Raw genomic sequence first — 12,117 nt, 5'->3', positions numbered from 1 at the left:
TACAGCACTTTGCGCGACTAATTGGTACAGTAGCAACAGTGGGCAAAATAATTTCTTAATTGTGTACTAGAGCATAGCATTATACCAATGCTGAGGAGCTTTTCTACAACCTCAGCACTCTTTGGGATAAACTTTCTGATAAAGGCTTTTAAATTCCACCACAAATGTTCTATGGGATTAAATTCAGGAGAGTAAGGTGATGAATAAATTGCTCGTGCGCCTACAGATTCTAGGATTTCCTTTACTCCTTTGACTTTGTGTGCAGAAAGATTATCCATAACGACTGCTGCCCCTTCCCACAGTTGTGGTGAAAGGTCATTAGTAAGAAATTCCTTGAACTCTTCTCCGTTCATTGATTTTCCTATTACTTTGAATGCAAGTATTGATTTTTGACTAATTGCACCCACTACCGTCACACGAGAGCCTCTGTAAAATGGTTTGACATCATACGACCTCTCCCCCTTTTCACTTCTGCCTCTTTCTCTTATCATGCCTATTAGTACACCCATTTCATCTAGGAAAACCAGATTTTCTGGTGCAATATCTCGAATTACTTCCCAATACTCTACTCGTTTATTTTGGTTACTTTCTGTTGCGGCTTGGCTGCTCCTAAGTGTTTTTTTTGAGAGTCAAATTTTGTTTCTTTAAAAATCGGCACATCGCGCTCTCACTGAGTCTTACCCCTGTCTTTTCTTCCCAATACTCACAGTATTCCGACAAGGTATAATCCGAGTATTCATCCACCATTGCCTTGATTTGTTGTTCATACCCACTCAACTGGCAAGATTCCCACCTGTTGCTGTTCGGGGTGCAATTGTACCTTTTTCCTTTTTTTGCTTTAGTAGCCCTTGTACTGTGCTTTTACTCACTTGAAATAGTTTGGTAACTTTCCGTATAGATATGTTACCTGCTTCGTATGCTCCTACTATTTTTTGCCGTAAATCTACAGAGTATGCCTTCATTTTTTTTGATTTTCACACTCTGTTACTGTACCTCATCGTTACGCAAAGTGCTGTATCACATCGCCTTCACAATGGGATTGGAATTATTTTACAAACCGAATCAAAAAAAATATATAGTATTTGCCCCAGGTGTGGCACAAAAAGTCAGAAATTACATCAAAATCATCGGCATATTGTTAAAGACTTACCTTTTGGAGATCGTCCAGTATTTTTAGAAATTAATAGAGGCATTTAGCTATCTTTATTCAATACTTTCAGATATGGAGAAAGAATTAGTTAAGACAACTTATGACTCCTCAGTTTTATCCCCCCAATATCGTCAGGATATAGTTAAGCAAAGTTCAATACCATTTCAGGAGCAAATACCTAATACAGTAAAGAATACAAAAGCGGAATCATCTAATAAGTTGCTATCAATTATAGGGGTAATTGTACTAGGTATAATAGGAATATTACTATTAATTGGTTTTAGTAATGGTATAGCTCATGGGTTTGGTATAGGGTTACTTTTAGGTTCATGTAAAAAAGCTAGTGATTTAATTAAGAACAAAATGCCTAGCAAATAGTTAAATTAATTAAAATTAAAAATTTTAATAGATAAGTTTATGACATTACAAGCACAACTAGGATTTTTAGGTTTTTCTTTGATATGCGTTCCTTTACTAATTATTCCTATAATACATTATTTCAATAATAAAATAGGCTATCCCTTTAATGAAGGAGTTCTTAATGCTTTAGAAAAAGGCAGTGATGAGATGTTATGTAAAGCTAATTACTGGCTGTTACTAACTATTGCAGTAGCCCAGACAAGTATTATTTTTGATTCAACAGATAAGTGGGAGTCACTTTTTGCTGTAATATTTGCTTGGTTAATAGGATTAATTCCTGGCTTCATAGCATATAACAAAGGAAGAAATTTTTATAATTGGTGGATGTATGGACATCTAATGTTTATTTTTGCTTTGCCTCATGCTTTTCTTTTAAAAGAAACAGAAAATTCAATGGTTAACAAGGGAATTTATAAAATATGTCCTTACTGTGCAGAAACTGTGAAAAAAGAAGCTACAGTATGTAAACATTGTGGTAATGCCCTGGTTTAAAATCCTTTATATTAGCCTACGCAACTCTATCCATTAAATAATCTGCCGCTTCCTCTTCATTATAATAAGTATTATTGCTCTCCCTTCTCTTCCAAGCATAGGCAGCTAAAGCTAAACTCATAACTGTATCTGTAGGTAAACCCTTGTCGTCCAACTTGTAAAATCTCATTTCAGTTTTAAGTTGCTTTAAGCGGTCTTGTTCATCATAAGGAATTACAAGTTTACCCTTCTCTACAATCCCTGCTAGGTTAGAAAGCATAAAAGTTTTGTGATTGTGCTTATTATTCTTAGCGGGCTTTTTAGTAGAGTTGATAGGTGTGCAGCGTAAGACTTCTTCAGGCTCAAGCTCTTTCTCTATAGCCTCCTTTAAATATTGCCCAGCTAAGGCAGTAGCATCATAGTACAGATCACCTGAAAATTGATTAAGCCTTCTTCTAATCCTTTCAATAGTCCCATTCTGATCAAAGAGTGGAGTTTTACTAATCCTCTCAAAAGCTACTACTCTCAATTCTCTATCAATATATTGAAGTGTAGTAAGTACAGTTGAGTCATCATTAGTATCACCAGCTACATCTACCCCAGTAAAGAATAAAGAAGTAGGACCACCCTTAGGAAGATAAGGATAATCAGGGTGAGTTCCATTCTCAGGTAAACAGAAGCCTGTAACAGGATCATCATAACTCCCGGTTCACTCATTTTTTTAGGAGTTAGAAAATAAGTATATCGAAAGACATATTCCCAAAAATCAGTAAATCGGTATAAGTTCGGAATTATGGCAACTGAACCCATAATTACAAACGAACGAGTCGATGATATACCCGTACTTCTGGCACAAATACAGCAGATGGGTATAAGCAAGTTAATCGATAAGCACTTTCCGACACATGGAAATTGGCAAGGTGAGAGTTTGGGGAGCGTAGCGGTAATTTGGTTAACACACATATTATCGCAAGCGGATCATCGTTTAAATCACGTCCAAGGCTGGGCTTGCAAGCGTTTGGAAACATTAAAAACACTGATGGGCGATTCCTTGCAGGAACTAGACCTGACGGATGATCGGCTAGAAGCAGTATTACGCTACCTTAATTGTGATGAAAACTGGTCTGTATTTGAGGAAGAACTGGGAAGTAATTTGCTGTGTGTCTACGATCTCATTATACTCAACTTGGTGGTCAATCTTTTACCCCTGAGTAGTCTTTCTTCTAACTCCCGAAAAAATGGGCGAACCGGGAGTCTTAAGTAGTAAGTCTCTACTTATCTCTGAGGCTATACCCTCTGCCACTTTGCGGTTAACTGGGGTGTCAGCTAGTTTAAGAGCTAAGGTGTGTTGCTTGCTATTGTAGGTGAATCTTAAACGCAACCTGTCCCTGAAGCACTCTATATGAACAGTCCCTGCTGGAGCCTTGGGCATAGGATAGAATTAGGATACTAATCTGATACTAAAACTAGGTCAGATTTGTGTCAATAAGGGGTAAAACTGGTGATGTTCAAATCCAGTTATTTCTGAAACCCTTGCTATATATAGATTCTAAATGGACGTAACTGGATTCGAACCAGTGACCTCTACGATGTCAACGTAGCGCTCTAACCAACTGAGCTATACGTCCTTAACCACACGATTATCAATATTAGCATATACTTATCTGACAAGGCAAGATAACAAATAAATGATGTCAAGAGTATTGGTTTGATTTGTAAAGAAGCTTGCACCATTTGCTACAAACAAATAAAAAAATATTCCAAAACTGACGCAAAAATCCTCTTAATCTCTCCTCTCTCTGTGTTCTCTGCGCGGCAGTCGCTCATGGGGGAAACCACGCCAGATGCTCCACTTGGGGAGACCCCAAGACCGCGCTGCCTTGTCTCTGTGGTTCGTTTTTTGGGATAATTTATTCCTTGGAAATCTCTTATATCAAGTCCGGTTAATTACTTATGATTACCGCATTTGTGCAAAAATCAGGAAAACCCTTTCTCCCTGCGCCCAGCAAGAACTGTGGTCTAAATGATAAGTCTTTACCCGGACACGATATTACTCCTGTTAGCGTAGCCCATTCTCAATTCTGAATTCTGCTTTAAGTTTCTCGAATCCAAAATGCCAATCCTCCCCCACGACCGCGAGCGGCAATGAAATCTTCTGTCACTAAAAAGAAGCCAAAGAAGGGTAGTTTAGCTATAGGTTGGTTGTAGAAATCTTCTGTTTGAACTTTACCAGCACGGATTGCTCTGTTGTAAATAACACGACCAAACAAACTGATAATCATCTGGTTAAAGTCAAAGGCCAATAAATTTTTCTTACCGAAATATTTCACTGGCCCTGTGAGCTTCAGTGAAACTGGTTTTAACTCAACCTGATTAGCAATTTCGCCTCTGTCTGAATCCTGTTCCAAAGTGGCATTAAAGGAAACATGGATTGCTATAAACTTGGGTACATAGAAACCCTTGCCTAATATAATTCCCCCGCCCTCTCTGTTTTTATTAGTGCCAGTGACAAAGCAAAGTTGCCATTTACCGAGAAGAAACTCAAACGGATAAGTCAACTTTTGCTGCTTGGCAGTTTTTTCTGCTTGTAGCAACGCCTTTACTAATATTTCAGCATTAGGGCGGATACTTTTTGGTTCTCTATACTTAGCCGCAGCTTGGGATAGCACGTTAAGAAAGTCAAATGTCGCTTTAGGTGTTAAATTAGCCGTCATGAAGCCACTCTGGATTTAACTATTTCTTTAATTTTCTGATAGATTGTAGCGTTCATCTGCAAGAAGACACATCTTTCATCCGTAGTATCCGGTAGAAGTACGTTGCTCGATTTAAGTTACTAGTAGTAATACTATTGATGCGATGCGATCGCAATTTAAATTGAGCTTGAAAATTCGGAACTTGAGCTTGAGAACTTAAAACGTCAAATTCTATACTCAAACTCCGAATTTATCAACTGTAACTTTCAACCTCTTAAGCAAAATTGCCGATAGATTTTCTGTACTTTTCCAGATTTACAGACGAGATTGTGCCTTTATCAACTTTTAATTTCTACCTTTGAAAGAGTTTAGCCATTCTTGAACTTGCTCGCGGGCAATATCGCGCCCTCCAAGACCAAAGGCTAGGGCAATAGCAACTGCGATCGCACCGAGTAAAAGTCCAAAGGCTAAATTTACAATATCACTGGCAACTCCAATCTGTTGCAGTGCCATTGCCGAGACTAAGGCAATAATTGCAATCCGCGCCACTTGTCCCAAAATCTGGGCTTGGCGTTCGCCGGAACTGGTAATGATGTTAAAAGCCAGATTTGCCAGGAATAAGCCAATGGCAAAGATCACCAATCCTGCCAAAATCCGCCCGAATATAATCACAATACCAGAGACTAATGCTGTCAGGGCTGGAATATTCAAGATATTCACCGCCGCCACCGTAGCAAACAGCATGATACCCACTAAGGCAACAATGCCTACAATTTCCGATGGAGTGCGGGTTGGAAGCGGTGGGGTTGCTGATTCTGTTGAAATGACGATTCGTCTGCTGGGTGTTGTCAGACCCAAAACAGTGAAAATGTTATTAAACCCTAAATTTGTGAGGATACTTGTAACCAAATCCGCAATAAACCGCCCGACGAAATAGGCAACAATCCAAATTGCCACGGCTGTAAAGATGCCAGGTAGGGCGTTGAGAACCTGTTGCAGCATGGCGATCGCAGGTATAGATATCGCATCAATTCGCAAGGCATTCAGCGCTGCGATCGCCACAGGAATCAAAATCAAAACATAGACAATTGTGCCGATAATATTCGATAGAGGTTGCACCCCCGCAGTTGCAGATAATCCCAACCGACTACCTAAATGGTCAAGACCAGTTGTCGCCAGCAAGTTCGTCACAATCCGCCGTACTACATTAGCGATGAACCAACCAACTACAGCAATCAAGATCGCCGCTAAAATGTTCGGCAGAATTAGCAGAACTTCTGTAATTAAAGCTTGTACTGGTTGTAGAGCTTGCCTGAGTTCGAGAGCATCTAAAACTGGAGCCAGAAACAGTAAAAATATAAACCAATACAGAGCATTGCCAATTGTGTCACTCAGAGACAGCTGATTCAGGCTGGGTGCGCTGTCTTCTGGTTCTGGATTCAAACGCTCATCCAAATTCAATGCCTGTAATGAGCGCACAGTGATAATCTTGACAATGGTCGCCAAAAACCAGGCGGTTCCTAAAAGGATTCCCGCACCAACTACCTTTGGCAAAAAGCCAATCAGTTGATTGAGAAAACTATTCAGGGGGCGAGAGGCTACCTCCAAATCTAACGCCTGTAAAACAGCTACTGCCGTCAACAGGATAATGCTCCAAAAGACTAAGCTGGAGATCAATTTCTCCACTTGGGGAACATCTTGACGACCCGTTACCCCTGCGGCAATACGGTTATCTATATTTGTCCGCTTGAGGATTCCTCGCGTCAGCGCCGCTACACCGAAGGCAATTAGCAAACCTACACATAAAATTGCCACTGCCCCCAGTAGACGGGGTGTAAACAGAATCAACTGTTGAACAATACCTTGCACATCAGCGATTCCTTGATTCACTGCTGGTTGTATTGGTTGCAGACTGGGCGATGATTGTGCCAAAAATTGCTGCACCTTCGTAGATAAACCAACTTCGTAGGCGTAGCCCGTCGTAGATATCACCTGGGTTATTTCTTGCCAAGTTGTGTTCATGGTTTTCGGGAATTATGCTTAAGTATTCGCCGCAAACACTGAGTTAGTGTTTTGCCTATCAATTTACCAGTAAAGACATACCATATTTACTCATGTTTAATATACGGTCATTGAGCATTGGGCATGGGGAAAGAGAAGGCAGGAGGCAAAAGCTCTTTAATTTTGAATTTTGAATTTTGAATTGATTGCTCCCCCACTCCCTAAAATTTTGCGTTACTCTAATTGCAGCAACAGCATCAAAGATGTGGAATGTCCCAAGTTTTGTCACAATCGATTCAAATTAATGCTACAGCTACGGTGGTGGAGCGTTGTATTAGCGATTTAGCCCTCATGCACCGTTGGCTAAATCCCGTTCTGCGTTGCGAACCTGTGGGCGAAGCTTGGAGTACCGATGTCGGCAGTGAAAGTCGTTTTATTATTCAAATTCCTCTACTAAAACCCACTTTGAATAGCGTAGTTGTAGAACGACAACCGGGTTTAGTAGTTTGGGAATTTCAGGGATTTTTTCAAGGGCGCGATCGCTGGGAATGTCAACCCACAGAAAAAGGAACACTCCTACTCAACCGCTTTGAGTACGATATCCCTAACCCCTTAGTAAGTTGGGGTTTCAACACCTTTGCTGCATCTTGGACAAAAAAAGATATGCAAGCCCAACTAGGCCGCCTCAAACGAGTCGCAGAAGAACAAAATAATTCGTAATTCGTAATTAGGCATTGATTATTCCCTCATCCCCAATTCGGTAAGTAACCGCCGAATCACAGACGCATCCTCGGCATCAGGAACTTTTGCTAAATAGTTTTTTAAGTCGTCTACGGCTTGGGGGTAGTAACCGAGTTGATAGTAAATCAAACCGCGATCGCGTAATTCTAAAGTTAAATGAGGAAACAGCAACAAAATTCGTTCAACTGCTGCCAGCGTTTTTTCTAACTCTTGCTGTTTGAGGTAAATAAATTTTAAATTTGTCAGCATCCGTGCCAAAAATTGCCGATTACTAACTACAGTTAAAAGTTCTGGTTTTAGCGTCACTGGTTGCTGATAAAGTTGAGACAACCTTTCTTCGCAATCTTGGGCAAATATTATTTCACCGCCATTGAAAGCATCCACAAAAATCTCTATATCGGCAATATCTGGGCGGATCAGGAAATGTCCCGGCATTCCTATACCCACCATCGGAAAATCAATCCGTCGAGCAATCTCCAGGTAAACCAGCGCTAAGGTAATGGGAATCCCCAATCGGCGATCGATTACATCATTAAAAAAGCTGTTGCGCGGATCATAATAGTCAATTTTATTACCAGAAAACTTTAAATCTTCGTAGAGATACTGATTAATACTTTGAACTATCCGCAAAGGATATCGTGAGTCAGGCAGACGTTCTTGTAGCTCCCACGCCATTGTATCAAGGGCGTTGAGGTATTCTTCTGCATCTAGATTGGGATATTCTTCTTGTGCAATATACAAAGCTGCCTTTGCCAAGTCAATGCCCTCGTCAGACTGCTGAATCTCCTGGTAAAAATATTGTCGTGCTGACGAGAAATTCATAAGCTGTTGTTCGGTGAAAGTGTGAGGATGAAACCGCAGCTACGCGCAACCCAGGCATCGCAGCTTAGACAAAAGCTGTTTTATTGTATCTATCTTTATCTTATAGATATTCAGAAGTTTTGGAAATGTAGTTTATGGATAGCTTTGTATAGGAATCATATTTGACTAACTTGATATCTGCTGTATTTATTGCTAACTAACTTTTAGTAAATGCGGCGTTGGTTATATCGACGATGGACTATACCCACGCAAAGCAGATGACGTAATACAAATATGCATTATTTTATAAAAATTACTATAATTTTATACAAAATTTGTGTGTATATCAATTTATTAATAGTCGATAAACTGCCATTAAACCCTTATATAATAAGGGTTTGGATATTTTTATATTTCAGAAGTATATAAATTACTATTATAAATTTTTAGTGAATCTCAGTAATAATACTTGTTTTTCTAACTTTCTTTACCAATAATACTCGTAGTTATACAACGTCGTTGAAATCAAGTTAATACTATGTCGATAGCCTAGTAATTTCTGCTGGTATGTGCGATCGCTATGAGAAGCTAGCCGATCTACGCTATCTATTTATGCTATTTGAGTTTTTTGATGGAGGATTCAAAAATTTGATGAATACTTTAACAATACTGAAAAAAATATCAATGCTTGCTGCTGGAGTTTGTATAACTTCAGTTTCTCTTGCTAGTACCGCTCACGCCATTATTATTGGTAATCCTGCCGATCCAAATAATGGAAACTGTTTTCCTTTTAGCTGTAAGTATAGCGGTTTGGGTACGCGCTATCAGCAAGTATATAATTCTGATTTGTTTTCAGATGCAGTTGTAATTGATGAAATCTCATTTTTTAGTACTCAAAACTCTCAGGAATCGAATATTATTGACACAGCTAACTATGAAATTTCTTTATCGACAACACCAAAAGCTGTGAATGCTTTAGATACTGTTAATTTTAGTAGTAACGTAGGTACTGATAACAGCTTATTTTTTCAGGGTAAGCTTGGTGGAAGTATCATTGGCAAGACTTTCAGCATATCAGCAAAATCCAGTTTTCTCTACAATCCGGCAAAAGGTAATCTTTTGCTTGATATTTTCAAAACTAACAATCTAGGGGACGGTTCAGGATTATTAGATGCAAGAAGCGGTACTTTTGGTAATGATTCTAGCCGCGCACATAATTTTGGTACTGGATTTAAAAGTTATGGTTTAGTTACTGAATTTAGGACGTATACAATATCAGTACCTGAACCCGCCTCTATCACCGGACTGCTGGCATTTAGTGCTTTAGGCGCAGGTTCGGCACTGAAACGCAAGCAACAGAAAGCTTAACGCAAGGCGTAATTCATAATTCGTAATTCGTAATTCGACTTCGCTCGGCAACCTAATTCATAATTCGTAATTACCATTATATAAGGGTTTTAGACGTTTTGAAGGGGTGGCTTATTTCCGCCGTGCTTTACTAGAACCTAAAATACAACATCAACTACAGAATTTTCAACCTGGGTGTCGGCGATCGCCTACACCCCAGTTTTAATTTTGAGTCTTCCCCAACTCCATGCTAAAACTTACCTTAACTTTTGATCCCCAAAGCCCAGTCTTAATGATCAATTTAAGGCGAAGGTGGGGGCGTTCAGTGCTAATCTGAAAGGTGACATTGCTTAATTTTATGTCTCCTCGACCTTATCTGAAATATAGCTTCACTCATTAGGCGCAGCATGGTCACAACCGCAGAAAAAACAAACATTGGCTACATTACCCAAATCATTGGCCCAGTTGTAGACGTTAAATTTCCCGGCGGGAAATTGCCACAAATCTACAACGCTTTGAAAATCAAAGGCACCAATGAAGCTGGACAGGAAATCAACATCACCGTTGAAGTACAGCAACTGCTGGGCGACAACCAGGTGCGGACTGTTGCGATGAGTTCCACGGAAGGCTTAGTGCGTGGTTTTGAAGTTACCGATACAGGCGCTTCCATTAGCGTGCCAGTTGGTAAAGCCACCTTGGGTCGAATTTTCAACGTCCTTGGCGAACCTGTGGACAACAGGGGACCTGTAAATGCTGAGGCAACTTTACCCATTCACCGCTCTGCTCCCCAATTCACTGACCTGGAAACCAAACCTTCGGTGTTTGAGACTGGGATTAAAGTTGTTGACCTTCTGACTCCCTATCGACGCGGCGGTAAGATTGGTCTATTCGGCGGTGCTGGTGTTGGTAAGACCGTGATCATGATGGAGTTGATCAACAACATCGCTACTCAGCATGGTGGAGTATCGGTTTTTGCTGGCGTGGGTGAGCGCACCCGTGAAGGCAATGACCTCTACAATGAAATGATTGAATCTGGGGTGATCAATAACGAGAGCCTGAATGATTCCAAGATTGCTCTTGTGTATGGTCAGATGAACGAGCCACCTGGAGCGAGAATGCGGGTTGGTCTTTCGGGATTGACAATGGCAGAGTACTTCCGCGATGTTAACAAGCAAGATGTACTGTTGTTTGTTGACAACATCTTCCGATTTATTCAAGCAGGTTCGGAAGTGTCGGCGCTACTAGGCCGGATGCCTTCAGCAGTGGGATATCAGCCCACATTGGGAACCGATGTAGGTGAACTGCAAGAGCGGATTACCTCGACCACAGAGGGTTCGATTACCTCGATTCAGGCAGTGTACGTACCTGCGGACGACTTTACCGACCCCGCACCTGCTACCACCTTCGCCCACTTAGACGGAACAACATTGCTGTCTCGTGGTTTGGCAGCTAAAGGAATTTATCCCGCAGTTGATCCCCTTGGTTCAACTTCCACCATGCTACAGCCCAGCATTGTCGGTGACGAACACTACAATACTGCCCGTGCCGTACAATCCATTCTGCAACGTTATAAAGAACTCCAGGACATTATCGCCATTCTTGGTTTGGATGAATTGTCTGAAGAAGACCGTCTGATCGTGGCGCGGGCGCGGAAAATTGAGCGCTTCTTGTCTCAGCCGTTCTTTGTAGCAGAAGTATTTACTGGTTCTCCTGGTAAGTATGTGAAGTTGGAAGACACCATCAAAGGGTTCCAGAAGATTCTGTCTGGTGAGTTGGATGCTCTACCAGAACAGGCTTTCTACTTAGTTGGCGATATTAACGAAGCGATCGCCAAAGCTGAAAAAATCAAAGGTTAGTCATTAGTCATTGGTCATTAGTCATTAGTGCGATCGCTAATGACTAATGGCTAATAGCAAAAGACAACAGACAAAGGACAAAAGACAAATGACATTAACCGTTCGTGTAATTTCCCCGGATAAAACAGTCTGGGATGCTCCAGCTGAAGAAGTCGTTTTGCCTAGCACTACTGGTCAACTAGGCATCCTAACTGGACACGCACCACTTTTGACCGCTCTAGATACTGGTGTCATGCGAGTTCGTGCCGCTAAAAATCAGAATTGGGAAGCGATCGCTCTTTTAGGTGGCTTTGCCGAAGTCGAAGAAAATGAAGTGACAATTCTGGTTAACGGTGCTGAACGTGGCGACAAAATTAACCTTGATGAAGCCCGTACTGCTTACAATCAAGCAGAAACACGTCTAAGTCAAGTGTCAGCAGACGATCGCCAAGCCCAAATTCAGGCAACCCAAGCCTTCAAACGCGCCCGCGCTCGGTTTCAAGCTGCTGGCGGTTCGGTCTAATTTAACTTTCTATTTCCACTTTGTAGGTTGGGCAACTTCCAACCTACAAAATACAGAAGAATTCAGAATTCAGGAGTCAAGAGCCAGAATGGGCTAAACCTTAGCTATCCGCTAACAGAATAAATTATGTACAAA

General features: G+C 40.9%; 12 protein-coding genes, 1 tRNA gene and 3 pseudogenes. 8 read left to right on the top strand and 8 right to left on the bottom strand.

Features of this window, described 5'->3' with window-relative positions:
- Positions 1-17: 17 nt before the first annotated feature.
- Together HWQ37_RS17170 and HWQ37_RS17165 are read right to left on the bottom strand one after the other, a co-directional pair.
- Positions 18-578, bottom strand: a pseudogene (locus tag HWQ37_RS17170) (IS630 family transposase); the annotation flags it as partial.
- Between the two features lie 195 nt (positions 579-773).
- On the bottom strand, positions 774-962 hold the full coding sequence (locus HWQ37_RS17165; RefSeq protein WP_292748972.1) for an IS630 transposase-related protein: 189 nt from the start codon (positions 960-962) through the stop codon (positions 774-776).
- Between the two features lie 52 nt (positions 963-1,014).
- On the opposite strand from HWQ37_RS17165, the pseudogene HWQ37_RS17160 reads away from it, so the two are divergent.
- The 3 genes and pseudogenes from HWQ37_RS17160 to HWQ37_RS17150 form a co-directional block, all read left to right on the top strand.
- Positions 1,015-1,188 (top strand): annotated as a pseudogene (locus HWQ37_RS17160) (transposase family protein); the annotation flags it as partial.
- 34 nt (positions 1,189-1,222) lie between these two features.
- Positions 1,223-1,528 (top strand): hypothetical protein, encoded by a 306-nt coding sequence (locus HWQ37_RS17155; RefSeq protein WP_292748970.1) that lies wholly within the window; start codon positions 1,223-1,225, stop codon positions 1,526-1,528.
- A gap of 39 nt (positions 1,529-1,567) precedes the next feature.
- Complete coding sequence (locus HWQ37_RS17150) at positions 1,568-2,062, top strand: zinc ribbon domain-containing protein (protein ID WP_292748968.1); 495 nt, start codon at positions 1,568-1,570, stop codon at positions 2,060-2,062.
- A 16-nt stretch (positions 2,063-2,078) separates the two neighbouring features.
- Here the strand turns inward: HWQ37_RS17150 and HWQ37_RS17145 are convergent, their stop codons facing one another.
- Positions 2,079-2,570 (bottom strand): hypothetical protein, encoded by a 492-nt coding sequence (locus HWQ37_RS17145; protein WP_292748966.1) that lies wholly within the window; start codon positions 2,568-2,570, stop codon positions 2,079-2,081.
- A 264-nt stretch (positions 2,571-2,834) separates the two neighbouring features.
- On the opposite strand from HWQ37_RS17145, the pseudogene HWQ37_RS17140 reads away from it, so the two are divergent.
- Positions 2,835-3,215, top strand: a pseudogene (locus tag HWQ37_RS17140) (DUF4277 domain-containing protein); the annotation flags it as partial.
- A gap of 27 nt (positions 3,216-3,242) precedes the next feature.
- Here HWQ37_RS17140 and HWQ37_RS34640 read toward each other — a convergent pair.
- The 4 genes from HWQ37_RS34640 to HWQ37_RS17125 all read right to left on the bottom strand — a co-directional run bounded on the left by HWQ37_RS34640 (position 3,243) and on the right by HWQ37_RS17125 (position 6,756).
- Positions 3,243-3,473 (bottom strand): Arm DNA-binding domain-containing protein, encoded by a 231-nt coding sequence (locus tag HWQ37_RS34640; protein WP_363318142.1) that lies wholly within the window; start codon positions 3,471-3,473, stop codon positions 3,243-3,245.
- A gap of 122 nt (positions 3,474-3,595) precedes the next feature.
- Positions 3,596-3,669 (bottom strand) — tRNA-Val (locus tag HWQ37_RS17135).
- A gap of 465 nt (positions 3,670-4,134) precedes the next feature.
- Positions 4,135-4,755: a hypothetical protein gene (locus tag HWQ37_RS17130; protein WP_292748962.1), complete on the bottom strand. Its 621-nt coding sequence runs from the start codon at positions 4,753-4,755 to the stop codon at positions 4,135-4,137.
- A 324-nt stretch (positions 4,756-5,079) separates the two neighbouring features.
- Positions 5,080-6,756, bottom strand: a complete 1,677-nt coding sequence (locus HWQ37_RS17125; protein ID WP_292748960.1) for a mechanosensitive ion channel — start codon at positions 6,754-6,756, stop codon at positions 5,080-5,082.
- Between the two features lie 249 nt (positions 6,757-7,005).
- On the opposite strand from HWQ37_RS17125, the gene HWQ37_RS17120 reads away from it, so the two are divergent.
- Positions 7,006-7,455 (top strand): SRPBCC family protein, encoded by a 450-nt coding sequence (locus tag HWQ37_RS17120; RefSeq protein ID WP_292748958.1) that lies wholly within the window; start codon positions 7,006-7,008, stop codon positions 7,453-7,455.
- Positions 7,456-7,473: 18 nt separating this feature from the next.
- Here the strand turns inward: HWQ37_RS17120 and HWQ37_RS17115 are convergent, their stop codons facing one another.
- Positions 7,474-8,298, bottom strand: a complete 825-nt coding sequence (locus tag HWQ37_RS17115) for a SirB1 family protein (RefSeq protein WP_292748956.1) — start codon at positions 8,296-8,298, stop codon at positions 7,474-7,476.
- A 630-nt stretch (positions 8,299-8,928) separates the two neighbouring features.
- Between HWQ37_RS17115 and HWQ37_RS17110 the strand changes: the two genes are divergently transcribed.
- The 3 genes from HWQ37_RS17110 to atpC all read left to right on the top strand — a co-directional run bounded on the left by HWQ37_RS17110 (position 8,929) and on the right by atpC (position 11,982).
- Entirely contained in the window at positions 8,929-9,645 is a 717-nt protein-coding gene (locus HWQ37_RS17110; protein ID WP_292748954.1) for a PEP-CTERM sorting domain-containing protein, read from the top strand.
- 386 nt (positions 9,646-10,031) lie between these two features.
- The gene (gene atpD, locus HWQ37_RS17105) at positions 10,032-11,480 is read left to right on the top strand and encodes a F0F1 ATP synthase subunit beta (RefSeq protein WP_292748952.1); all 1,449 of its coding nucleotides are present in this window, start codon (positions 10,032-10,034) and stop codon (positions 11,478-11,480) included.
- Positions 11,481-11,568: 88 nt separating this feature from the next.
- Positions 11,569-11,982: an ATP synthase F1 subunit epsilon gene (atpC, locus tag HWQ37_RS17100; protein WP_292748950.1), complete on the top strand. Its 414-nt coding sequence runs from the start codon at positions 11,569-11,571 to the stop codon at positions 11,980-11,982.
- Positions 11,983-12,117 lie beyond the last annotated feature (135 nt).

Source organism: Nostoc sp. NMS4, from assembly GCF_017115095.1.
Lineage (GTDB): Bacteria > Cyanobacteriota > Cyanobacteriia > Cyanobacteriales > Nostocaceae > Nostoc.
This window is presented reverse-complemented; position numbering and strand designations above follow the sequence as displayed.